The sequence below is a fragment of the Biostraticola tofi genome, assembly GCF_004343195.1.
In the GTDB taxonomy this organism is placed as follows: Bacteria; Pseudomonadota; Gammaproteobacteria; order Enterobacterales; family Enterobacteriaceae; genus Biostraticola; species Biostraticola tofi.
Window position 1 is genome coordinate 332798 of record NZ_SMCR01000003.1, and the last position, 23690, is coordinate 356487.

Annotated in this window: 18 protein-coding genes; 5 read left to right on the plus strand and 13 right to left on the minus strand. The window is 52.9% G+C overall.

The features are described from left to right. Window positions 1-131: 131 nt before the first annotated feature. Entirely contained in the window at window positions 132-1322 is a 1191-nt protein-coding gene (locus tag EDC52_RS08915) for a beta-glucosidase (RefSeq protein ID WP_230467983.1), read from the minus strand. A gap of 342 nt (window positions 1323-1664) precedes the next feature. Between EDC52_RS08915 and EDC52_RS08920 the strand changes: the two genes are divergently transcribed. From EDC52_RS08920 to EDC52_RS08935, 4 genes are all read left to right on the plus strand, one after another. Then, complete coding sequence (locus tag EDC52_RS08920) at window positions 1665-3104, plus strand: phospholipase D family protein (protein ID WP_131864975.1); 1440 nt, start codon at window positions 1665-1667, stop codon at window positions 3102-3104. A 495-nt stretch (window positions 3105-3599) separates the two neighbouring features. Further along, window positions 3600-5099 (plus strand): glucan biosynthesis protein G, encoded by a 1500-nt coding sequence (locus EDC52_RS08925; protein ID WP_230468005.1) that lies wholly within the window; start codon window positions 3600-3602, stop codon window positions 5097-5099. Then, the gene (gene mdoH / locus EDC52_RS08930) at window positions 5092-7629 is read left to right on the plus strand and encodes a glucans biosynthesis glucosyltransferase MdoH (protein WP_131864977.1); all 2538 of its coding nucleotides are present in this window, start codon (window positions 5092-5094) and stop codon (window positions 7627-7629) included. Before EDC52_RS08925 ends, mdoH begins: the two co-directional genes overlap by 8 nt. 200 nt (window positions 7630-7829) lie before the next feature. Then, on the plus strand, window positions 7830-8489 hold the full coding sequence (locus EDC52_RS08935) for a hypothetical protein (RefSeq protein WP_230467984.1): 660 nt from the start codon (window positions 7830-7832) through the stop codon (window positions 8487-8489). Between the two features lie 180 nt (window positions 8490-8669). Here the strand turns inward: EDC52_RS08935 and EDC52_RS08940 are convergent, their stop codons facing one another. The 4 genes from EDC52_RS08940 to EDC52_RS08955 all read right to left on the minus strand — a co-directional run bounded on the left by EDC52_RS08940 (window position 8670) and on the right by EDC52_RS08955 (window position 12886). After that, window positions 8670-9050: a MysB family protein gene (locus EDC52_RS08940; RefSeq protein WP_131864978.1), complete on the minus strand. Its 381-nt coding sequence runs from the start codon at window positions 9048-9050 to the stop codon at window positions 8670-8672. Between the two features lie 172 nt (window positions 9051-9222). Further along, the gene (mdtG, locus tag EDC52_RS08945; RefSeq protein ID WP_131864979.1) at window positions 9223-10449 is read right to left on the minus strand and encodes a multidrug efflux MFS transporter MdtG; all 1227 of its coding nucleotides are present in this window, start codon (window positions 10447-10449) and stop codon (window positions 9223-9225) included. A gap of 243 nt (window positions 10450-10692) precedes the next feature. Then, the gene (locus EDC52_RS08950; RefSeq protein ID WP_131864980.1) at window positions 10693-11613 is read right to left on the minus strand and encodes a Kdo(2)-lipid IV(A) acyltransferase; all 921 of its coding nucleotides are present in this window, start codon (window positions 11611-11613) and stop codon (window positions 10693-10695) included. A gap of 175 nt (window positions 11614-11788) precedes the next feature. Beyond that, entirely contained in the window at window positions 11789-12886 is a 1098-nt protein-coding gene (locus EDC52_RS08955; protein WP_131864981.1) for an NADH:flavin oxidoreductase/NADH oxidase, read from the minus strand. Window positions 12887-13150: 264 nt separating this feature from the next. On the opposite strand from EDC52_RS08955, the gene trhO reads away from it, so the two are divergent. Further along, window positions 13151-14215, plus strand: coding sequence for an oxygen-dependent tRNA uridine(34) hydroxylase TrhO (gene trhO, locus EDC52_RS08960; RefSeq protein WP_131864982.1), 1065 nt, complete (start codon window positions 13151-13153; stop codon window positions 14213-14215). Window positions 14216-14273: 58 nt separating this feature from the next. Here trhO and EDC52_RS08965 read toward each other — a convergent pair whose 3' ends face one another. The 8 genes from EDC52_RS08965 to rne form a co-directional block, all read right to left on the minus strand. After that, entirely contained in the window at window positions 14274-14852 is a 579-nt protein-coding gene (locus EDC52_RS08965; protein ID WP_131864983.1) for a YceI family protein, read from the minus strand. A gap of 26 nt (window positions 14853-14878) precedes the next feature. Beyond that, window positions 14879-15433, minus strand: coding sequence for a cytochrome b (locus tag EDC52_RS08970; protein ID WP_131864984.1), 555 nt, complete (start codon window positions 15431-15433; stop codon window positions 14879-14881). 462 nt (window positions 15434-15895) lie between these two features. Then, window positions 15896-17014, minus strand: coding sequence for an N-methyl-L-tryptophan oxidase (gene solA, locus EDC52_RS08975; RefSeq protein ID WP_131864985.1), 1119 nt, complete (start codon window positions 17012-17014; stop codon window positions 15896-15898). 162 nt (window positions 17015-17176) lie between these two features. Beyond that, window positions 17177-17431 (minus strand): biofilm formation regulator BssS, encoded by a 255-nt coding sequence (gene bssS / locus EDC52_RS08980; RefSeq protein ID WP_131864986.1) that lies wholly within the window; start codon window positions 17429-17431, stop codon window positions 17177-17179. Between the two features lie 211 nt (window positions 17432-17642). Further along, entirely contained in the window at window positions 17643-17912 is a 270-nt protein-coding gene (locus EDC52_RS08985; protein WP_131864987.1) for a hypothetical protein, read from the minus strand. A gap of 190 nt (window positions 17913-18102) precedes the next feature. After that, window positions 18103-18342 (minus strand): DNA damage-inducible protein I, encoded by a 240-nt coding sequence (gene dinI / locus EDC52_RS08990; protein WP_131864988.1) that lies wholly within the window; start codon window positions 18340-18342, stop codon window positions 18103-18105. A 96-nt stretch (window positions 18343-18438) separates the two neighbouring features. Beyond that, a complete protein-coding gene (gene pyrC, locus EDC52_RS08995; protein ID WP_131864989.1) occupies window positions 18439-19485 on the minus strand; it encodes a dihydroorotase in 1047 nt (348 codons plus the stop codon). A 112-nt stretch (window positions 19486-19597) separates the two neighbouring features. Next, a complete protein-coding gene (gene rne / locus EDC52_RS09000; RefSeq protein ID WP_131864990.1) occupies window positions 19598-23266 on the minus strand; it encodes a ribonuclease E in 3669 nt (1222 codons plus the stop codon). Window positions 23267-23690: the final 424 nt, after the last annotated feature.

Genomic DNA, 23690 nt, shown 5'->3' on the forward strand with positions numbered 1-23690 from the left:
CCCGGTGTAGCATGCTGATAGCTCTGGTTTTCAATGCTAGACTGATGCCTGTTAAACATGGCCAGGCAGGCAAAGGTACCGCGCCAAAGCCTGTCATGCAGGTTTTCGAGGCGATACCGGATAACTAGAAATCACGCTGGCAGCGCTTGCTGGTGTGGTGGAACGTCCTGCAGCAAGCCTTTCAGCCTGATTTGCTGGCTCCTTATTTCCAGCAATAAGGGTTCAAACAATGAACGGCACCCATTGACGTCCGGCAGCCCCATTAGCCCGAATGGCAGATGCTTGTCACCACTCCAGCTGCGAAAATCGGCTACCGGATAGAGACAGATACCTTCTACGGTTACATCAGCCTGCATCGCCAGTACGGTTTGCTCAAACACGTAGCGTAGCCAGGGCACTCGAAAATCGTGTTCGGCACCGGTTTCAGCAATCAGCAGCGGGCGCCGATAGCGCAGATAAACTTCCTTCAGCATCGTGTTCAGCGGCCGATAATGGCTGTCGCTCATGTCTATCGGATCTCCTTGATGGAACCACTGATTGCCAGGGCGATAGTTGACGCCAATGATGTCCAGATAGCTTGGGTTGCCGCCGAGCTCGGGGTGAAGCTGCCCGATCAGCATGTCCCATACTTCAAACTGCGCCAGGCGGAGCAGCTCAGCCTCTTCCTCCCGTTCGGGTTTTCCCTGGGGCGCATTGATATGAACAATCGGTTCTGGCTGAACAAAACGCGCGCCGGGGTCAACCGCACGTATCGCTTCAATCGCCGCTATACTGGCCTTGACCAGCTGAAATTTGAGTCTCTTGCTCTTTTGAGAGGCCATCGGTTGGATATGCGCCATATCGCCTCCGGCCCAAGACCAGAAAGAGATGGCGTTTATCGGTGTGTAAAATGGGCAAGCAATACCTTCTTCTTTGACCTTGGTCGCCACCGCCGCCGCGAAACGAGCGAAGTTATCTACAAATTCGGGCTGCCAGATATCGTAGTGTTCAGGCCAGCCGAAGTGACACAGATCCCAGATAACCTGGGTTTTACTGAGCTGGGCGGCGTGCAGCATCGGTAGAAAACTGGACCAGTCATACCTGCCCGGCACGGCTTCAATCAAGTGCCAGCGCAAACCATCACGCACGGTGGTGATGCTGTGCTCTGCCAGCAGTTGATAATCTTTGGCGGCCAGCATTTCATGACCGCTGGAATTGATGAGATCCAACCGTCGTCCATCGCCGCGTATCTCGGTTGAACAGGCGAAACCGCCCTGAAAGAAGCTGGAGAACAGTTCTGGGTAATGCATGGCTGAAAATTGATGATTAATTTGATCTTGCATCAGGCTGCCCCTTTTCTACGACAGTCTTTGCCTGCCAGGGTGAGTCAAACTACGCTTATCTATAGATAGACAAGCCAGTCAGAAGATGGATAGTGAGTGTGGGCCTATTACGCCCTTATCTGAGTAGGCTGATAAATGTGACTCTGAATTTTTTGAACCACCACCAGCAAAATGGTTCAGTTCTGCAGACGAGTTATTTTCACTTACGTGAGATGAAGCAGATTGGGGTCAGCCGACATAGCTGCCATAAAAGCGTAAAAACCGTGCTGATAACAGCTGCATCCCATAAACCGCAGAGACAGTGAGATAATATGCTGAATGATTTTTTGTTGAGAGCGCACAATGCGTCCTGTTAATAGCCGAATTGGCCAGGAAATATCTCGTCTTACCCAGCACCATCCGGAATTGTCCGGAATTTATACCTTATCCGATGGACTTGATGCCTTTGCCGCCCGGATGAAGCTTGCCGATCTGGCTGAACAGACGTTGGACCTACAGTACTATATATGGAACAAAGACATGTCCGGCATGCTGATGTACAGCGTTATCCAGCGCGCCGCCGATCGTGGGGTAAAGGTCAGGTTGTTGCTTGATGATAATAACACCCGTGGCCTGGATAATATTCTGCTTGCCCTGGACCGGCATCCCAATATTGAGGTGCGGCTGTTTAATGCGTTTAAAACACGAAAGATACGCGCCCTATCTTATCTTACTGATTTTTCAAGATTAAATCGTCGAATGCACAACAAAGGTTTCACTGCTGATAATCAGGCAACCATTATTGGCGGTCGTAATATCGGCGATGAGTATTTCAGCGCCGGCGGCGAACAATTGTTTTCTGACCTGGATGTTCTGGCGATAGGCCCGGTGGTAAGCCAGGTCAGCGAGGATTTTGAACGCTACTGGAATTGCCCATCGGTTAATCTGTTGACCGAGGTTATCCGACCCAGACCCTGGCGAGGCAGAAAAAACACTATCAGCAGCATGATGGGGCAGGTAAGTCTGAATCCCCACGCCGAACGTTATGTAAAACGATTGGAGCAAGCGGACTTTTTCGTTCAGCTGGCCGGCGGCAAGCTGCCGTTGATCTGGGCCAAAACCCATCTGATAAGTGATGATCCCGCCAAGGCGCGTGGCGAAGCGCCCGATAATGGTCTTATCACCAGCCATATTATCAGCGCCATTAATGAACCGATGCACCAGCTGGATATCATATCTCCCTACTTTGTTCCCACCCGTGCCGGGGTCGAGCAATTGATAGCGCTGGCTGAGAAAGGAGTGGATATCGCCATACTGACCAATTCTCTGAAAGCCAACGACGTAGCCATTGTGCATGCCGGCTATGCTAAGTGGCGTCGTCGGTTATTACAGCACGGCATCAAGCTATATGAGCTTAAAAGAGATACCAGCGACGGCAGGCAGCCTCGCGACCGCGGTCTTACCGGTAAGTCAGGTTCAAGCCTGCACGCCAAAACGTTCAGTGTCGATTGCCGGGAAGTTTTTGTCGGCTCCTTCAATTTCGATCCCCGGTCTGCCATGCTAAACACTGAAATGGGATTCGTAATCGCCAGTGAGTCGCTTTCTGACACTATACATCAGATATTCATCGGCACTCTTAACGAAAAAGCCTATCAGGTCTGTCTTGATGAAAAAGGCAAAATGTATTGGCGAGAATATGCAGAAGGGCGGGAGCGGATTCATCAGAGCGAACCCGGAACGCTTATTTACGAAAGACTGTTTATCCGTGCGCTCTACCATCTGCCAATAGAGTGGCTATTATAAAAAAACAGAGATTGCGTTAATTACTCGCAACTTGTAATAAAGTAATAAGATTGTTCCTATAAAGTCTATTAAAATTAATCACTTTGGCTCGATACCTGCAACCCTGACCTCAAGGCCCGTATGAGACGGGCTGCGGAGAAGCTGTTGGGTTGCAATACGTAGATTTTTACTAATAAGTTGTTGGTAAATGATAAAAATGATTAACCCCCCGCGAAGGTGTCAGGTAAAATCAACCGGGATTACGCTTGCCGGGAATTTATCAGCATTGACTAAGTTAATCGTTTGATAAAAGTTACCCGGGCTATTGATTAAACGCTGAGCCGATGAGGCTAATGTGAGGAACCATCGCTGTATCACGCTGTCGGAAAAGCGATTTATCAATTAAGATTGCTTTAAATGATTAAGAGCACACGCATAGGGGGGGATGTGCCAAATAATAAATTTTTCGTCAAATCACCTAAAGCGGGTCTCCGTTTGCTGGGAGCAACGGTGTTGATGTCGTTATACGCTTTGCCTTCATGGGCATTTACGATTGACGATGTGGCAAAACAGGCGCAGCAGTTAGCTGCGAAAGGCTACGAGGCTCCAAAAAGCAATGTGCCTTCCCAATTTCGTGAAATGAAATTCGCTGATTATCAGCAGATTCGTTTCAACCATGATAAAGCGTACTGGCACGATCAGCCTACGCCTTTCAAACTTGAGTTTTATCACCAAGGGATGTATTTCGATCTGCCGGTCAAGATTAACGAAGTGACCGCCACCACGGTTTCTGAGATCAAATATTCCTCGGACCTGTTCAACTTCGGCTCGGTGAATCATGACCCTGAAGCGGTCAAGAATCTGGGTTTCGCCGGATTTAAAATCCTTTATCCCATTAATCAGGCGGATAAGAGCGACGAAATTGTCAGTATGCTTGGCGCCAGCTATTTCCGCGTTATCGGCAAAGGTCAGGTTTACGGCCTTTCGGCGCGTGGACTGGCGATTGATACGGCCCTGGCGTCCGGCGAGGAATTCCCCCGTTTCCGCGAATTCTGGATTGAGCGGCCGCAGGCCAATGACAAGCACTTGGTGATGTATGCTCTGCTCGACTCTCCAAGAGCGACCGGTGCCTACCGTTTCGTCATTTACCCTGGCCGTGATACCAGTATCGATGTGCAGGCCAGAGTCTATTTGCGTGACAAAGTTGGCAAACTTGGCCTGGCGCCGTTGACCAGTATGTTCCTGTTCGGCAAGAACCAACCGGCGACCACCATGAACTTCAGACCTGAACTGCACGATTCCAATGGTTTGTCGATTCATGCCGGCAACGGTGAATGGCTGTGGAGACCGCTGAATAACCCGCGCCATCTGGCGGTCAGCCAGTTCCAGGTAGAAAACCCGCGCGGCTTTGGCCTGCTGCAGCGTGGCCGTTCATTTGAGGATTTCGAAGATCTGGACGATCGTTACGATCTGCGTCCAAGCGGTTGGGTTGAACCTCGTGGCGACTGGGGCAAGGGGCATGTGGAGCTGGTTGAGATTCCGACCAATGATGAGACCAACGATAACATCGTTGCTTTCTGGACGCCGGAGAAACTGCCGGAAATTGGCAAACCGTTTGATATCGCCTACCGGATGCATTTTTCGCGGGATGAAGACAAAATCCATTCACCTGAACTGGGCTATGTAAAACAGACGCTGCGCTCGGCTGGTGATGTCAAACAGTCCAATCTGGTCCGGCAGCCCGATGGCACCTCAGCGTTCCAAATGGATTTCATCGGACCTGCGCTGAAGGCGCTCGATGAGCATACACCGATAACTTCGCAAATCAGCGTGGGTGATAACGCCGAAGTGGTGGAAAACAATGTCCGCTATAATCCTGTGACGCATGGCTGGCGTCTGACACTGCGCTTGCGCGTGAAAGATGAGAAACAGCCGACTGAAATGCGCGCCGCATTGGTAAACGGCGAAACGACATTGACTGAAACCTGGAGCTATCTGCTACCTGCCAATGAATAATCTAACCGAACCCAGCCTCGATTATATCGAGGCTTTGCCGCTGTCCGCCGAGCAAAAACAGGCTATCAGGGCGAAAATGTTGCCGGAGGGTAACGACTCGTTATCATCGCTGCATCACCATATCGGGGACTGCTCCCCCGGTTCGGTGACCGAGGGTGATGACGCCGCTCTGGACTCAGTTAAATCACGCCTTAACATGGCATGGCCGCAAACTATGACCCGTGAAGGGCTGCTGGCTGAAGACAGCCAGGGCCGTACGGCAATCAAATCGATGCCCTCCGTTCACCGGACTACGATGTTTCCGGAACCCTGGTTTACCAATCCGTTGGTGCGGTTCTGGGATAAACTGCGGGGCCGCACGCGTGTATCGCGCCATCCAGCTGATGAAGCGAAAAGCGAAGATAACTGGCGCATGGTCGGTACGCTGCGCCGCTATATCCTGTTGGCGCTGACCCTTTTTCAGACCGCTATCGCTACCTGGTATATGAAGACCATCCTGCCTTATCAGGGCTGGGCGCTTATAGACCCGCTGGATATGATCCATCAGGATTGGCTGCAGTCGGTATTGCAGCTGCTGCCGTATGTATTGCAAAGCGGGATCCTGATCCTGTTCGCCATTCTGTTCTGCTGGGTGTCCGCCGGCTTTTGGACTGCGCTGATGGGTTTTTTGCAGCTGCTTATCGGCAAGGACAAATACAGCATTTCAGCGAGTACGACCGGCAATGAGTCTATCAATCCTGAACACCGCACTGCGCTGATCATGCCTATCTGTAATGAAGATGTGGAGCGGGTGTTCGCTGGCCTGCGTGCGACCTTCGAATCGGTTGCCGCCACCGGCCAGATTGAGCATTTCGACGTCTATATCCTCAGTGACAGCTACAATGCCGATATCTGTATTGCCGAGCAGAAGGCCTGGATGGAGCTTTGCGAGGAGACCGGCGGCTATGGCCGTATTTTCTATCGCCGCCGCCGTCGCCGGGTAAAACGCAAGAGCGGCAATATCGATGACTTTTGCCGTCGCTGGGGCGATCGCTATAGCTATATGGTCATCCTAGATGCCGACAGTGTGATGAGCGGCGACTGCCTGACCAATCTGGTGCGGCTGATGGAAGCCAATCCCAAGGCCGGGATTATCCAGAGCTCGCCCAAGGCATCCGGCATGGATACCCTTTATGCCCGTTGCCAGCAGTTTGCGACCCGGGTATACGGACCGCTGTTTACCGCCGGCCTGCATTACTGGCAATTAGGTGAATCACATTACTGGGGCCATAACGCCATTATCCGCGTGGCGCCGTTTATCAAGCATTGTGCACTGGCGCCGTTGCCGGGGGAAGGCTCCTTCGCCGGATCAATACTGTCCCATGACTTCGTCGAAGCGGCATTGATGCGTCGGGCCGGCTGGGGGGTGTGGATTGCATATGATCTGCCCGGCAGTTATGAAGAACTGCCGCCCAACCTATTGGATGAACTCAAACGTGACCGGCGGTGGTGCCACGGTAACCTGATGAACTTCCGGCTGTTCCTGGTAAAAGGTATGCATCCGGTCCACCGCGCAGTGTTCCTGACCGGGGTGATGTCCTACCTGTCGGCCCCGTTGTGGTTTATGTTCCTGGCGTTATCGACCGCCCTGCAGGTGGTGCATACCCTTATGGAGCCACAATACTTCCTCCAGCCGCGGCAGCTGTTTCCGGTATGGCCTCAATGGCGTCCCGAGCTTGCCATTGCGCTGTTTTCCACCACCCTGGTATTACTGTTCCTGCCCAAGCTGCTGAGCGTGGTACTTATTTGCGCCAAGGGTGCTAGAGAATACGGCGGCGCAATCAGGCTGTTCATTTCCATGCTGCTTGAGATGCTGTTCTCGGTACTGCTGGCACCGGTGAGGATGCTGTTCCACACGGTGTTTGTGGTCAGTGCATTTCTGGGCTGGGCGGTACAGTGGAATTCCCCGCAGCGTGACGATGATGCTACTCCCTGGAGTGAGTCCTTCGTCCGACATGGGCCTCAGATGCTGCTTGGACTGGTTTGGGCCGGCGGTATGGCCTGGCTCGATCTGCGTTTTCTCTGGTGGCTGTCGCCTATCGTGTTTTCGCTGATCCTGTCGCCGTTTGTCTCGGTGTTTTCAAGCCGGGCCAATATCGGCCTTGCCTGCAAGCGGGCCAGTTTGTTCCTTATCCCGGAAGAATATGCACCGCCTAAAGAGCTGGTCGATACTGAAAAATACCTGCAGCTCAACCAACGGCGGATTTTGAGCGAAGGTTTTAAACAGGCAGTGATCAATCCGGCTTATAATGCCCTGGCGGTCGGAATGGCGACTGCCCGCCACGGGGTTAATCAGGCGATTGAACGCACCCGGGAAGAGAATGTTCAGTTAGCATTGCTACTGGGACCGCAGAAACTCAACGGTGATCAACGTCTGGCGGTGATCAACGACCCGGTTACTCTTAGCCGGCTGCATTTTCGCTTATGGTCCCAGCCTGAAGCCTGGCCAGCCTGGCAGCTGAGCGGTGGCGCAAAAGGACCAACTGAATAACGCGTTGTGCCGCCAGTCAACGCGAAAATAAGCCATCCTTCGGGATGGCTTTTTTATGGACATAATAAAGCTTGCGTCACAAAGCTCGGCATCTACATTAGATTTACTTAACAAATAGTTTAAAAGTTAGCATTAAATGTGACTCGTCTATCTTTTTACATCGCTAAAATCGCGACACTTAAAGGAACCCAGGATTTTCAATGCGCAGTGACTTAACATTTATAATGAAAAAGCTCGGGGTCTTTGCGATCTATGGGCTGGTGTTGTCGTTATTGTTCTCGCTACTATTTATTGATGCCATAGTACTGAATGATATCGTTAAAGAATCATCATTAACTGAAGTGGCCCAGGAGCTGTTGCTGTTGGCCATCATTCTGTTACACCTGAGTCTGTGCCGGGATTCGGCATCACGTTATGCCAGTAGTCTGGTCGCTGGCTTCTTCGCCTGCATGTTGATACGTGAGATGGATTTTGCTTTCGATGCGATTAGCCACGGTTCATGGGTGTGGGCCGCTTTGGCGGTCACCCTGGTCTCGGTAATCTATGCCGGCACATCACCGTCGAAAACCGTACGGGGGGTGGCTGCGTTGTTCCGACACCCCAGTTACGGATTACTGCTGGCCGGCCTGCTGAACGTGCTGGTGTTCTCTCGGTTGTTTGGCATGGGGGATCTGTGGCGGGCGGTGCTGGATGATGGGTATATTCGTACGGTGAAAAACGTGGCGGAAGAGGGTAGCGAACTGTTTGGCTACGGTCTTTGTCTGCTGGCGACGCTATCGTATGTGATTGACCGGCGCAAGCTCAACAGACTGGCAGCCGACAACGTTAAACAGCGCTCACAGCCTCACGCTCAAGGTTGATTATGGCCAAACTGTGTTTTCTGGTCGTCGCGGTGCTGTCGCTGGTAGTGGATACGCTGCTGCTGCCGGTGGATATGCGCTATGGGCGATACGAATAACACCAGCGCTGTCAGCCGGCTGGGGCCTTGCCTCGGCCCAGCCGGCGTTGATCATCAATCAACCGTACCCCCTCCTGGCTAATCAGCGAGCGTCCCATTCGTCGGATGCTGCCTGGCCTTCTTCGGTATCCAGCGACGGCTCGTATTGATATTCCCCCTCATCCCATTCATGCAGCGTATTCTCTTCAAGCCATTCCAGTCGCAATTCCGACTCATCAAAATCTCCGTCAAATATCGCCTGTGCCGCTTCTCCGGTCCTGAAGGGAAACGTCTCGGGCGCTTCATTTTCGTCAGCCAGGAATTCGGCTTCCCACATAATCTCACCATCCTGCATGACATACTTCTGCAGGCTGAACTGGGCTACTGAGGGGTTCTCATCCTGATCGACGATGTCCCGCGACGCTTCGATAAATTCCTCACGGGCCACATCGATGGCTTCTTCCAATGTTGCGTACATGCTCATTATGGATCTCCTGTCATCTGGACGTAGGTTTGTCCGGCCTGGCTTAAGGCAGCGGCGTAAGGTAATTGTTGTCGCAGTTTGAAAAGTTGCAAGTCGATGAGAGGGATTGCCGTCGGGTTTTTTTCAGCATTCGGCTGTCGGCGCTGAAATGCGAGGGGATATGCGGCCCAAATCAGTCGTTGGGCAGGCGGATACGGGCCGGTTTACGCTGCAGCGTCCACCAGGAATAAACCACATTGAACATCACCACGCCGGCGGTGACGCAAAACACCGCGCGAAAACCATAGCTGGCGGAGACCATCGCTCCAATCAGTGGTCCGCTGACGTTACCTACATCACGAAAAGACTGGTTGTAACTGAAGATCCTGCCTGCCACTTGATTGGTCGCATTGTAAATCAGCAGGGTCTGCACCGCCGGCAGCATCGCGCCATCGGCGGCGCCGAGCAGAAAACGCAGCACTCCCAGCTGTAACGGGGTCTGCACAAAAGCCATCGGGATGAGTAGCAGCACGGAAATCGCCATCATCGCCACCAGGATACGCTCCGGACCTATCCGGTCGCCCAGCTTACCCAGTCGAGGCGCACTCAGCAGGGCGGCTACGCCCGGCACTGCAGCTATCATGCCGCTGACAAAGGCCAGATTATTGATATTCCCGGCCAACTCACGGACATATAACGTCAAGATTGGCGCGATCGAGCCGGTGGCCACCTGGATGATCATGGTAGTGATAAACAGACTTATCACCAGCCGGGGATTTTTCAACGTGGCAAACACCTGGCGACCGCTGAGCATGTCTTTCTTCAGTACTGGGGTAAAACGTTCGTTAACCCACAGCAGCGTGGTGATAAAGCAGATGAACAGCACCACCGCGGTAATGTAAAATACCAGGCGCAGGCCATAGGCATCCGCCAGCACGCCGCCGATAAGCGGCCCGAGCAGTGCGCCGCTGACGGCTCCGGTAGAAAGCGTTCCCAGCGCCCAGCCGCTCTTGTTACGCGGCACTTGTGTGGCAATCAGCGCATTGGCATTGGGGACGAACCCGCCAAGCAGGCCAAGTAGCGCTCTTAATATCAGCAACTGCCATACATTCTGCGCCAGTCCCATCAGCACCATGACAACCGACATGCCCAGCGCCGACCTGAGCAGCATCAGTTTACGGCCTTTCCGATCGGCTAACGCCCCCCAGAAGGGGGAAGCGATAGCTGAAAAAAGGAAAGTAATGCTGAAGACCGCGCCGGACCAGAGATTTAGGCTTTCAGGGTCGGTAACGCCGAGTTGTTCAACATACAGAGGCAGGAATGGCATAACCAAACTGAAAGCGGCACCGGTCAGAAAACATCCCAGCCAGGCAATATAGAGATTACGTTTCCAATTGATTAACTCGGGTTCAGGCGTCATAACATTCTGATAGTCAGTGGATTTCGGCGGTCAATGATAGTGCCTGAGAGGCCGGCGGTTATCGTCGGTATAGTAATAGATAAAGGATAAGTATGCGCCCTAAGCGTCCGGCAGGCAATTTTTACTAAAGTTTGATATGGTTTTTTGAGTTAATGATTGGCGCAGCCTGAGTTCCGCGGGCTGCGCTGACGGCATGAATAACCACTCGGCCATGAGCCGTGTCATCCTTATCGCCCGATGCTATCAGTAGACCGAAGGTTCACCTGGTGGACGGGTCTTGAAACGCCGGTGCAGCCACATGTACTGATCGGGGGCCAACAGAATCGCATTCTCCAGCACCTTATTCATGTAAGTGGCGGTGGCGAGTTCATTGTCCAATGGCAGGGCCTTTTCATCAGCCAGGATATAAAGTTCGTAACCTTTTCCTTCCGGCAGTCGGCGAGGGACGAAAGGGATTACCGCCGGTTTTCCCAGACGGGCCAGCAGGTGCGTACCGGCGGTCGTTGCGGCGCGATCAACCGCGAACAGCGGAGCAAAGACACTGCTTTTCGGGCCATAGTCATGGTCGGGGGCGTACCAGATAATTTCGCCGTTTTTCAGTGCCCGCACCATGCCTTTGATGTCTGCCCGGTCAAGCATGGATTTATTCGAACGCATGCGGCCCCAGGTCTGCAGCCAATCGATAAGCTTATTATCATTCGGGCGATAAACACCAATGCCGGGATTATGGATGCCGAAAATTCTGGCGCCTAATTCGAGCGAGAGAAAATGAAGGCCGATTAACAGCACACCCTGGTTTTTTTGCCGCGCGAGGCTGATATTTTCCAGGCCACAGACATGAAACCATTTCTTTATCCGCCAGTCAGGCCAGAACCAGGCCATGCCGGTTTCAATGAGACCCATTCCCACAGATTCAACGTTTTTATTCAGCAGCGCTTCGCGTTCTCCTTCAGGCATATCGGGAAAACATAATTCCAGATTGCGTCGGGCAATATGCACTCTGCGCTTGATAAATCGCTTCGCCCCCCGTCCGAATGCGGTACCGATGCGATAGAGCAGAGGATAAGGCAATAACACCAGCAGATACAGGAATCCGATCCCCAGCCACGTCAGCCAGTAACGCGGATGGAGCAAAGCAGGGGTAAATGTGGGGATGTTTGTCATGGTTTCTCGTTTGGAATATAAACGGCTCGCCACCGTCGTCAAAAAAACTGTTCTGTTAATAATTTTAGCTGTTATTTTGACATTATTTTACTAAATCATCAGTAATGCGTGGCACATAATGTGGTATTGCATCATAGGCCACGCATTCTATAGGGGGGGAATGCAATTTCAGTGATTATTCTCTGGCAAAAAGACCTTTGACATAATGGGGCTCACAGCGCAGATACTGGTCGGGCGCAATGGCGGGCGCACCGAGTCTGGCTGCCGCATGCCACGGCCAGCGCGGATCGTAAAGTATTCCACGCGCCAGTGCCACCATATCAGCTTCGCCGGTGGCGACAACCGCCTCCGCCTGTTCAGCTTCGGTTATCAAGCCTACCGCGATGGTTGCCAGACCGGTCTCTGCTTTGATTTGGCGTGCGAAGGGGACTTGATAACCGGGTCCGACCGGAATATGCTGCCGCGCGTCCAGTCCGCCACTGGAAACATGGATGTAATCACATCCCAGGGTTTTTAATGCCTTGCCCAACGCCACCGATTGCTCAATATCCCATCCGCCATCAACCCAGTCACTGCCGGAAATCCGCACGCCAATCGTGATATCCGATGAAATAGCCTGACGTACCGCCTGATAGATTTCAACCGTCAGGCGCAGACGGTTTTCCAGACTGCCGCCGTACTGATCCTGGCGTTGATTGGACAGCGGTGAAAGGAACTGATGAAGCAGGTAACCATGGGCGGCATGAAGCTCGATCAGCTTGAAACCGATGCGTTCGGCGCGCTGGGCACTGGCGACAAAGTCAGCTTTAACCTGTTTGATTTGCGCGATCGTCATGGCCTGCGGCACCAGTCCGGTTTCACCGAAGGGCAGGGCGGAAGGGGCCAGCGTCTGCCAGCCATTCTCTGTGGCGGTGATATAGCCGCCGCCTTGCCAGGGCGGCAAAGTGGAGGCTTTGCGACCCGCATGTCCCAACTGTATACCCAGAGGGATAGCGGAGTGCCTCTTTATCTGGTCAACCACGGTCGTCAACGCCAGTTCGGTTTCATCATCCCAAAGACCCAAATCCTGCGCAGTAATACGCCCGGCAGGATTGATGGCGGTGGCCTCAACGATCAGCAGGCCGGCACCGGACAATGCCAGATTGCCCAAATGAATGGTATGCCAGGAGGTGGCCTTGCCTTCATCGGCGGAATATTGGCACATAGGCGCAATCACAATGCGATTGGGCAGCGCTAACTGGCCAAGCCGGAAGGGTGAAAACAACTGACTCATACACTTTGCCTCTTTACTGTTCATATCATTCAATGCTCGAGCTTCCAGTGTTAGCTAAAAGCAGGATCCGTCAAGCCGTCTTTATGAATTAGTCGGTTAACAGCTGTCTGCCCAGCGATAAAAAAGCATTAAATGTGAGTTTCAAGGATGAAATTCGGCCAAAAGGGGAAGCTGTGTTCGGCGGCAGTTTGAGGTATCATGCTGCCGCTCAGGCTTCTGACCGATCTAGGTCGGTATTTTAATCGCCAACAGGAAACGTACACCATGCCAGTGTTACATAACCGTGTATCCAATGAAGAATTGCGGCTGCGCATGCTCGCGGAAACCGAGCCGCGCACCACCCTCTCTTTCTACCAATATTTTCATATTGCCGATCCCCGGGCCTTTCGTGATGACCTCTACCACGCATGGGTGGCGCTGCAGGTATTTGGCCGGGTCTATATCGCCAATGAAGGGATCAATGCGCAGGTCAGTGTGCCCCAGAGTCTGTTTGAACGTTTGCGGCAGACACTGTATGCGGCCGATCCGGCACTGGCGAATCTGCGCCTGAATGTGGCCCATGAAGATGATGGGAAATCGTTCTGGGTGCTGAGGATGAAAGTCCGCCCGCGTATCGTGGCCGATGGCATCGACGATCCCAGTTTTAATCCAGCCAATGTCGGTCATTATCTGCAGGCTGCTGAGGTTAATGCCATGGCGTCTCGTCCGGATACACTGTTTGTCGATATGCGTAATCATTATGAATATGAAGTGGGTCACTTTGATAACGCGATTGAAATCCCCTCCGACACCTTCCGCGAACAATTGCCGATGGCCGTTGAGATGCTGCAGCATGATAAAGACAAAAATATTGTGATGTACTGCACCGGTGGCATCCGCTGTGAAAAAGCCAGCGCCTATATGCTGCACAATGGCTTTAATAATGTATATCACGTGGAAGGCGGCATTATTGAATACGCCCGCCGGGCAAAAGCCGAGGGGTTGCCGCTAAGATTTACCGGTAAAAACTTTGTCTTTGATGAGCGCCTTGGCGAGCGGATTACCGATGATGTGATTGCCCACTGCCATCAGTGCGGCGTCCAATGCGACAGCCATACCAATTGTCGCAATCAGGGATGCCATCTCCTGTTCATCCAGTGCCCAGCCTGTGCGGAAAAGTATCAGGGCTGCTGCAGTGTTACCTGTCAGGAAGAACTGGCGTTACCTTTTGCCGAGCAGCGCGCCCGCAGGGCAGGTCGCGAAAACGGCATGAAAATATTCAATAAATCACGCCAGCAATTGCGCAACACCTTGCCGGCGGCAGACACTGACGACAAGCAGGCTAAGTGATGCGTTGCGGTCCCGGCGCTAAAGCGACGGGACCGGCGATAGCCGTTTCAAGGCGTCGTTATTGGCGAACGCCTTCGAGGGAAATCTGTAGCTCTACCTGACTGGAAGCCGGGCCCAGATCGGTGGTGATATTATAATCTTTCAGCGTCAAAGTGCCTTCGGCTTCGAAACCGGCCCGGTAGCCACCCCAGGGATCTTTACCCTCGCCTAGCAGCTTGGCCTCAAGCGTAATCGGCTTGGTGACACCGTTCAACGTCAGGTCACCGGTGATATCCAATTCATCACCGTCTTTCTTTACTGACGTCGACACAAAGGTGGCCTGCGGGAATTTAGACACGTTCAGGAACTCTGCGCTGCGCAGGTGCTTGTCACGCTCGGCATGGTTGGTATCGATGCTGTTGGTATTGATCACCACATTGACTTTATCCGCAGCCGGATTGGCCGGATCAAACGTGAAATTGCCGTCAAAGTCTTTAAAGGTGCCATATATCCAGCTATAGCCCAGATGTTTAATCTTGAACTGTACAAAGGCGTGCTGGCCGGCTTTATCGATTTTATACTCCGCAGCTCGGGCTGCTCCTGCCGAAAAGAGAACGGCTGCGCTTAAGGCCAGGCCGAGGGTGGTTTTTTTAAGCATGATACTCTCCGGAATGTGAAAGATAATTACGGTGAAGGATGCCCGAACATCCGCTTGAGCGTGATATCGCCATCCACAAAATGATGCTTGAGAGCGGCCAGGCCGTGCAGTACCGACAGTACGACCACTGTCCAGGCCAGCCAAAGGTGAATATCGCCGGCAAAATCAGCCTGTGCGGCGCCACCGCTGATAAGGGCCGGAACGTCGAGCCAGCTGAAGACGCTAATCGGCTGTCCATCAGCGGTTGAAATCAGATAACCGGTAATCAATATGGCAAACAGCGCTATATACAGGGTCAGATGGGCCACGATAGCGCTGATACGGGTCAGACGGCTATAGCTGCTCAAGGGCGTTGGCGGCGGCGAAACGAAGCGCCAGATAAAGCGGATGACCATAATGGCAAACAATATGCAGCCAATGCTTTTATGGATTTCTGGCGCATTGTGATACCAGGCATCATAATAGCCGAGGGTCACCATCCAAAGACCGAGGGCAAACATGCCATAAACGACCAGCGCAACGGCCCAGTGGATAAACACACTGATCGCGCCAAAATCTTTAGTGGTATTACGCCAACGCATTGTTAACCTCGCCGCAATGTTGATTTGATAAAAACTAAAACAAACTGAAACATAAAATCAACCACAAATATAATGATTTAAAATAAATATTCTTTAAATCAAAAAATTTGAATTAACTAATCAATAATGGCCTTATAAAACGAATGACTTGGCCTGATTCAATGAGTACGTAAAGAAATGTCAGCCTTTTTCGCAGCTTGCCGATCGTTCGCAATAGAGGGTAAAGCGGAAATGGGTTCTTTTTTTTTGAGCAAAAATGAGTAATTGCGAAGGAAACTATTAAAAAATTAATAAAAGTCTTGAGGCAACAAAGTTGAAATAAATATTACGCTAAAAAACTGAGGTAATACTCAGCTTTTACTAACGCCAGAATTATTTAATGATTATCTAAAATTGATATTTATCCAGGCGCTACACATCAGGCCAAAGTGGTGAGTCACTTTGGCCAAAGCTATGCTTGATTCAGCCAAAACGCTTCAGTGAAAACGGGCTCAAATCAAACGCGCTGGTTTTTCCCTGCGCAAACTGGGTCGCGATTTCACCCAGTACGCTGGCAAATTTAAAGCCATGGCCGCTCAAGCCGGTAACCACCATGATCTTGTCATTGTCCGGCAAGGTGTCGATGATAAAATCCTCATCCGGTGACAAATCATAACTGCAGGCCTCACCGCGCAGGCAAACGCCAACCCCTGGCAGGAAGCGGCGCAGGAAATCAAATACTTCGGTGCCATCACTCGGATGGCGGCCAAACGGGGTACGCTGCTCCGCATCGGTTATCGGCTGGCCGCCGTCATGTCTGCCGACTTTAAGCTCGTTCTGGATTGCTGGAAAACCATAATATTGACTGCCGTTGGGCGCGCAGACGGTAAAGGCCGGGAAACGGTTATCCTCGCTGAAACGTCCATCCGCCTGATGCCATGAAAAGACTTTGCGCACCGGGGTCATCGGTAACCATGGCAGCAGCTGCTTTACCCAGGTCCCGGCGGACAGCAGAAGTTTGTGTCCCTTATAGCGACTGCCTTCCTGGGTCATCACTTCAACATGGCTATCGTGGTTGCTGATTTCAGTAACGCTGCAGTTGAATAACTGCGCTCCGCCGGCTTTCTCAGCCAGGGTGATGTAACTGGCGATGGCCTGTTCCGATTTAAGATAGCCGGACTGAGGTTCAAACACGCCAATATAGTCCTCAGGCAAACTGAATACCGGCCAGCGCGCTGAGATTTCACTACTGTTCAGCGTTTCACTGGGCAGTTTCCATGCCTGGGCGCTTAACATGACATTTTTAATAAAGGCGGACTGGCGGGAAGCAAGATTGATGACGCCGCTGCGATGGAAAAGCCGGACACCGCTGAGAGTTGCCAGCTCATCCCATAATGTCTGGGCACGCAACACCAACGGCACGTACTTTTCCCCTTCACCATAGGCATGGCGTATGATACGCGTGTCGCCATGATGGCTGCCACCCTGATGGGGAGGAAAGGCCGAGTCGATCATCAGCACATTGAGACCGGCCTGGGTAGCATAATAGCCTGCCGCTGATCCTACTGAACCACTGCCGACAATAATCAAGTCATAAGTCATTATAATGAGTCCTGTTGCTCCGCCTTTGGGCTGAAACCTGCAGGGCCATTGTACCCTCTTCGGGCTGTCGGTTGTCACCGCTAACTGTCTGAAAATGTCCTGCTGCCGCCAAAAAAAAAGCACCGGCAGAAAACTGCGGTGCTTTGGCAACGGTTAATGAGATTAATGTCTGCGATGATCACGTTCCTGGTACTCGTTTGATTCAATCTTGGCAATACCCGCTTCAAGAATTGAAATAAGCTGCTTGGCGACATCCGTGGTGAGCCACAATGTTCTGTCTACTTCAGCATCTTCAGTCGCCTGGTCGGTGGTATTAAGATAATGCAGGCGAATCATCATAGCGTTGTAAACATCGACGGTGCTGATGTCCCATCCCACTAATGGGTGGGTGTGAATGATATCGTTCTTTCTGTCCATAAATACCCCATATTTGACTCGTTATTAATAATGAGTAACTGCGAGGTTCATGCGGCTTTTTAATAGTAAGCCTATAGAGTATACCCGTTTTACAAAATTTTATCGAAATTACAGATTTTTTTTAACAGGTAGCCTGCGCCGACAAATGCAGCAGGGGAAATCACCCCGTTATTTTCGATGATTCCCGCTATAACGCTCACTCGCAATGGGGTTACTCCGCGGCGGGTGGGATCAGCGGGCTTACTCGCCGGGTCAATTCTTCCGCCAGCTGGGAAAAATATTTTTGCATAGTGGCATCGCGGTTTTGGTTTTGTGACTCCAGCAGCAGATTGTGCACCAACAACTGATTGGCCTTTTCATCCAGGCTGAATGAAAGGTAAGAGAATGCAATCTCCAGGACATTCAGGCGGCGCTGTTGCTCGCTGATTAACTGTAACAACTCACCGAAGGTCATGGTTTCTTCAGGCTTGTCGGCTGTCATGTTACTTCTCCTCACACCCTGAGATGCAGGGTCATTGATAAAAGGACGATGGGTAAGGCTGATTACAAACCAGAAAGAGATATTTGCCAATAGTCACAATGAGAAAAGGTGTCCTGAGTTTCTCCTATTTCAGCTGTCGCAGGCATAAAAAAGCCGGGTAGCGAACCCGGCAAAGCGACAGGACAAAAATTTACTGCGGATCAAACCAGTCATCGGCGCTTTCCCACGTCTCTTGCAGGATATCCGTGATAAGCGCTTTATCTTCTTTGCTGCCACCCATAACGGTGATGCCATTTGAGCCGGCATAGCGAACCTGAACGTGAGTATCGGTAAACTGCTTATCGATACGTGAGGACAATTCCCTTGTTAACGCCTCAAGAGCACCGGCGGGTAACGGGGTAGCTTTGGCCAGAGTAATTTCTACACGCATATAAGATTCTCACAGTAGTGATGCCTGGTTATTTATACAGTAACGTCATCTCACCTGCAAGAGACTTTCAATGAAAATAATTATTCATAAAACCATTTAGGCCTTAACTGACCAACTGAGGGTTTGCCCGGCGAGAAACGGCACCAGACTGTCGCCTACCAGGGCGATATTATCCGGCTGGGTCTCAGGCTGCCGCACCAGTTCTATAGTCTGCTGATTGGCCGGCAGGCCATAGAAAGCCGGACCATTCAACGAGCAGAAGGCTTCCAGGTGCTGCAGAGCGCCGATCTCCTCAAACACCGTCGCATAGGCGGCCAAGGCTGAGGGTGCGTTGAATACCCCGGCACAGCCGCAGTCAGCTTCTTTGCGATGGCGCGCATGGGGGGCAGAGTCGGTGCCGAGGAAGAACCGATCTGATCCTGTGGCTACCGCATTACGCAGCGCCTGCTGGTGGATATTGCGTTTGAGAATCGGCAGGCAGTAGAGGTGAGGACGAATTCCGCCGACCAGCATATGGTTGCGGTTAAACATCAGATGCTGTGGGGTAATGGTTGCCGCCAGATAGCGGTCGGCCGCCAATACATAATCTGCCGCTTCCCGGGTGGTAATATGCTCAAGGACGACTTTCAACTGTGGAAAGTGGCGACGGATCGGCACCAGCACCTGATCAATAAACCGGGCTTCGCGATCAAAGATATCGATTTCGGGATCGGTGACTTCACCATGGATAAGCAGTGGAATACCGTGGTCCTGCATCGCACTCAGCAGTGGATAAATCGCCGTTGCATCGGTGACGCCATGGCTGGAATTGGTGGTGGCGTTGGCCGGATAAAGCTTGGCTGCGGTAAAAACCCCTTGCCGGAAGCCTTCAACCAGCTCTTCCTTTGCCAGGCTATCCGTCAGATAGCAGGTCATTAAGGGGGTGAACTCATGATCGGCCGGCACTGCGGCCAGGATCCGCTGACGATAGGCGATCGCCTGGGCAATGGTGGTCACCGGTGGAGTCAGATTTGGCATGACAATGGCGCGGGCAAAATGCTGGCTGGTGTAGGGGACCACGGTCTTAAGCATGTCATCATCACGCAGATGCACATGCCAGTCATCGGGCCGGCGGATGTTCAGTACGTCAGTTTTTAAGATCATTGGCAAAGCTCCGGCTGGATATAATGCCGCCTGAGAGTATCGTCTCAGGCTAATGCAGGGATAGAAAAAGCCCGCCAATGGCGGGCCTTGTTATACAGTCACTTCTGAATGATTACGCCTCATCGCCCGAGTCGGGCCGCGTGGCCGGGGCTGTCGCCTGGGCTGCTGCGGCATGGCCACCGGCGGCGCCATTGCCCTCGAACTGATAGTCAGGACGCTGCCAGTTGCTCTCTTTAACGGGAGCTGGCTGGTAAGCCGGCGCGGGTGCCTTGGTCATCGGCGCACTGGCATAATGCTTAAAGCGCGTCAGGACCGGTTGCGGCTGTGGCGGCACCGTTACCGCCGCTTTTACCTGCGGCAACGGTGTTTCATCAACTGCAGGCTGGTCGGCAATCGGATTGGCCGGAACGATAGCCTCATGAACGCCGGAGCCAGCCTCGATGTCTTTTTCCGTCCTGACATCATCGTCGGTCGCAACCAGCGTCGCCTCGGCCAGCGGACGGTCTTCAACCGAAGAGGGGATTGGCATCGGTTTAACGCTGTGCTTAACGGTATCGTCAACCGTGGCATCAGCGCTATGTCGGACTGCGGCATGTTCGGCTGCTGCTTCAGCTGATTGCTGAGCGGCGGCATGTTCGATTGCTGCATCGGTTGCCGGTTGAGCGGCGGCATGTTCAACGGCTGCATCAACGCGATGATTGATGGCGGCATCGTCGGCCGCTGCATCAGCGCTGTGCTGGATAGCCGTATTCTTAACCACGTCATCAGCCTGGACAGATGCGCCATCGGCAGAAGGTGCTACATCCGCTGATAACAATGGACCGTTGTCCACGGCGGCAGCAGGCTGCTGCCGTGGAGAGTGCTTATCGGCAACTGCTGCCGGTTGAGCGTTGTCCAGCGTTTGCTCAGCCAAGGACACATCTTCAGGGTCGACAACTGACGGCACCTGGTCAGCGGCTGCTTCCTGAGCGGGCGTCGGCTCCGACGGCACCAATGTGGAACCAGGCTGTTCGGCTGGGGTCAGCGCTGGAGTGGTGTTAACCCCTGTAGACCCATCTGTATCCCTGGACTCATTGACAGAGGCTTCAGCCAACACAGGCAGACTGGCTGCGGCGACCTGGCTTTGTTCAGCCCGGGCCTGCGCTTGCTGGGCGTTGGTCTCCATCTCTGCGACCGAGACGAAGGGGGTATCGGTACGTTCGGCCTGCGCGACCGGATAGCTTATCCATATTTTACCGGAGGCCATTTCAGGTGAAACAAAGGCCCCGGCCAGCGGCATCGGTGATACCGACGGATAGCGCTCATCACGATAGCGACGACGACGCTGACCACTGACGCGCAGATGGCGCGGCGAACGACGTGAGCGACGCGGCAGCCCGGCTTCATTGCCGTTACGGTTGTCGTTCTGGCTTTCAGCAGCCGCTTCAGCATTGTCGCTCTCGGCGACTGGGGTGCTTCTCACGTCGTCAGTCGGGACAGTTGCCGGCAGTGCCATGACGTGCTGTTCGTCGGTGACACGTACTTTCTGACTCAGGGTCCGACGCTGGCGACGCGGCACCAGCGGGGTCGGCTTGTCGTCGTCATTCACGACTGCCTGTTCCTCAACCGGCGCTTCTAGCGGAGCGGCCGTCACTTCCAGTTCAGGCTGTCGACGATCATCCTGACGACGGCGTGAACGCTCACCGCGAGATTCACGACGCGGTTGCTGTTGTTCTTCAATCAGCGGCTGGCCGGCATCTTCGTTAAGCGCATCGACAACGGCGGGGGTCACGTTACGTTTATTTTTACGGTTATCCTCGCGAGGCTCTCTGCGTTCACGAGATTCACGAGGCTCGCGAGGCTCGCGGGGTTCACGCGCCTGGCGGCCTTCCTGCGTTGGACGCGGTTCACGATCGCGGTTTTGTTCACCGTTGCGATCACGGCGACCATTCTGACGACGCTGACCGCGGCGATCCTGGCGACGAGGCGTTGGGGTTTCAACAGTCTCTTCGCTTTTGGCCGGTTCAACCGGCGCCGCTTCCGGTGCCGGAGAGGAGAACCAGCCCTTGATGGCAGACGCCAGGCGACTGATAAGTCCAGGTCCCGCAGGCGTTGCTGGCGATGCCGACTCAGTACTATTGACCGGGGCAGGGGGAGTCGCTGCCTGGGCGGCGGGTTTTTCCTGCGACATCGGTTCAGGCATCACAAAAGCCGCCAGTGCCGGCTGCTCAGGACGTTTACGCTCAGCGGCAATCTCTTCAGAAGGTTGGGCCATTTCGGCTTCATGCAACTGAGGAAGCAGGTAGCTCAGCGTCGGTGCTTCTTCGCCTTTACGTACGCGCAGCACGGCATAATGCGGTGTCTGCATCTGATCGTTAGGCACGATGACGGCTTTAACACCGCCCTGGCGTTTTTCGATAGCGTTAACCGACTCGCGTTTCTCATTAAGCAGGTAAGAGGCGATCGGCACCGGCACGATAGCGTGAACTTCGTGGGTGTTTTCCTTTAGGGCTTCTTCTTCAATCAGGCGCAGGATCGACAGCGACAGGGATTCATTATCACGAATGGTGCCGGTGCCGCCGCAGCGCGGGCAGACATGGTGGCTGGACTCGCCCAGAGACGGTGAGAGTCGCTGACGGGACAGTTCGAGCAGGCCGAATCGTGAAATCCGACCAATCTGGATGCGCGCGCGATCTTGGCGGACCGCTTCTCGCAGGCAGTTTTCAACTTCACGCTGATGACGAACCGGGGTCATGTCGATAAAGTCGATGACGATAAGTCCGCCCAGATCGCGCAGGCGTAACTGGCGGGCGATTTCGTCGGCGGCTTCCAGGTTGGTGTTGAAAGCCGTTTCTTCTATATCGCCGCCGCGGGTTGAGCGCGCAGAGTTGATATCAATCGCCGTCAGCGCCTCAGTGGTATCGATAACGATTGAACCACCTGAAGGCAATCGCACTTCTCGCTGAAAAGCTGATTCGATCTGGGATTCGATCTGGTAGTGGCTAAACAACGGAATTTCGCCGCTGTAGAGTTTAATCTTGCTGGTAAAGTCAGGACGACCTAGTGAGGCAATGTGCTCTTTTGCCACATCCAGCACTTTAGGATTGTCAATCAGGATCTCGCCGATATCCGGGCGCAGGTAATCCCGGAAGGCGCGCACGATGACATTGCTTTCCTGATGAATCAGGAACGGCGCATTACGGCCTTCGGCCGCCTTCTTGATCGCTTCCCAGTGCTTGATGCGGAACGCCAGATCCCACTGCAGCGCCTCGGCAGACTTGCCAACGCCTGCGGTGCGAACGATAAGGCCCATGCCCTCGGGCAGTTCAAGGGAGGAAAGGGCTTCTTTGAGCTCGGTACGATCATCACCTTCGATGCGGCGCGAAATGCCGCCAGCACGGGGATTATTCGGCATCAGTACCAGATAGCTGCCGGCAAGGCTGATAAAAGTGGTCAGAGCAGCGCCTTTATTTCCGCGCTCTTCTTTATCAACCTGGACGATGACTTCCTGGCCTTCACGCAGCACATCCTTGATATTAGGACGGCCATGAGCTGAATACTGGGAAGGAAAATACTCGCGGGCGATTTCTTTCAGGGGAAGAAAACCGTGACGTTCGGCGCCATAGTCGACGAACGCCGCTTCAAGGCTGGGTTCAATCCGAGTAATTTTGCCTTTATAGATATTGGCTTTTTTCTGTTCATGACCCGGACTTTCAATATCCAAATCATACAGTTTCTGGCCATCTACCAGCGCTACGCGCAACTCTTCCTGCTGAGTTGCGTTTATTAACATTCTTTTCATCTTAACTTACTCTTTTTTATGCATTGGCATCAGAGCTGCGGGCAAAAAAACCCCATGACCGGGTAAACACCGACGGCCCCGTGACTTGTCGCAAAGCCGTCAACCTCACGGTTGTCGCTTGCAGAGGGGCGCATTATTTCGGTAGCCTGTCTTTCTACATGAACGACAGCACATTTACAGAAGGAACCACACCTGAGAAATGATGCACAGGATGCGTTCCTTATGCCGGCCAAGCTGCAATCCGCAGCCCGCTAACTGCCTGATTAACCATTACGTCTTACGCCATTGCTGCGTTGAGGCATAATCAGACAAATTTAAAAATTCCTCGCTTTATCACCATTACCGGGATCAACGTGGAAAGTTGAAGCATTATTCCACTCTCGATACACATATAGCAAGGTGACTTTACCCATCGTTAACAAGA

Excerpts from the sequence above, each read along its gene's own strand:
- EDC52_RS08940 (WP_131864978.1), bottom strand. The coding sequence starts at position 9,050 with ATGAGCATGTACGCAACATTGGAAGAAGCCATCGATGTGGCCCGTGAG.
- rne (WP_131864990.1), bottom strand. The coding sequence starts at position 23,266 with ATGAAAAGAATGTTAATAAACGCAACTCAGCAGGAAGAGTTGCGCGTA.
- bssS (WP_131864986.1), bottom strand. The coding sequence starts at position 17,431 with ATGGACAGAAAGAACGATATCATTCACACCCACCCATTAGTGGGATGG.
- EDC52_RS08935 (WP_230467984.1), top strand. The coding sequence starts at position 7,830 with ATGCGCAGTGACTTAACATTTATAATGAAAAAGCTCGGGGTCTTTGCG.
- pyrC (WP_131864989.1), bottom strand. The coding sequence starts at position 19,485 with ATGATCTTAAAAACTGACGTACTGAACATCCGCCGGCCCGATGACTGG.
- EDC52_RS08985 (WP_131864987.1), bottom strand. The coding sequence starts at position 17,912 with ATGACAGCCGACAAGCCTGAAGAAACCATGACCTTCGGTGAGTTGTTA.
- EDC52_RS08965 (WP_131864983.1), bottom strand. The coding sequence starts at position 14,852 with ATGCTTAAAAAAACCACCCTCGGCCTGGCCTTAAGCGCAGCCGTTCTC.
- EDC52_RS08955 (WP_131864981.1), bottom strand. The coding sequence starts at position 12,886 with ATGAGTCAGTTGTTTTCACCCTTCCGGCTTGGCCAGTTAGCGCTGCCC.
- dinI (WP_131864988.1), bottom strand. The coding sequence starts at position 18,342 with ATGCGTGTAGAAATTACTCTGGCCAAAGCTACCCCGTTACCCGCCGGT.
- trhO (WP_131864982.1), top strand. The coding sequence starts at position 13,151 with ATGCCAGTGTTACATAACCGTGTATCCAATGAAGAATTGCGGCTGCGC.
- solA (WP_131864985.1), bottom strand. The coding sequence starts at position 17,014 with ATGACTTATGACTTGATTATTGTCGGCAGTGGTTCAGTAGGATCAGCG.
- EDC52_RS08970 (WP_131864984.1), bottom strand. The coding sequence starts at position 15,433 with ATGCGTTGGCGTAATACCACTAAAGATTTTGGCGCGATCAGTGTGTTT.
- mdtG (WP_131864979.1), bottom strand. The coding sequence starts at position 10,449 with ATGACGCCTGAACCCGAGTTAATCAATTGGAAACGTAATCTCTATATT.
- EDC52_RS08915 (WP_230467983.1), bottom strand. The coding sequence starts at position 1,322 with ATGCAAGATCAAATTAATCATCAATTTTCAGCCATGCATTACCCAGAA.
- EDC52_RS08925 (WP_230468005.1), top strand. The coding sequence starts at position 3,600 with ATGTCGTTATACGCTTTGCCTTCATGGGCATTTACGATTGACGATGTG.
- EDC52_RS08920 (WP_131864975.1), top strand. The coding sequence starts at position 1,665 with ATGCGTCCTGTTAATAGCCGAATTGGCCAGGAAATATCTCGTCTTACC.
- EDC52_RS08950 (WP_131864980.1), bottom strand. The coding sequence starts at position 11,613 with ATGACAAACATCCCCACATTTACCCCTGCTTTGCTCCATCCGCGTTAC.
- mdoH (WP_131864977.1), top strand. The coding sequence starts at position 5,092 with ATGAATAATCTAACCGAACCCAGCCTCGATTATATCGAGGCTTTGCCG.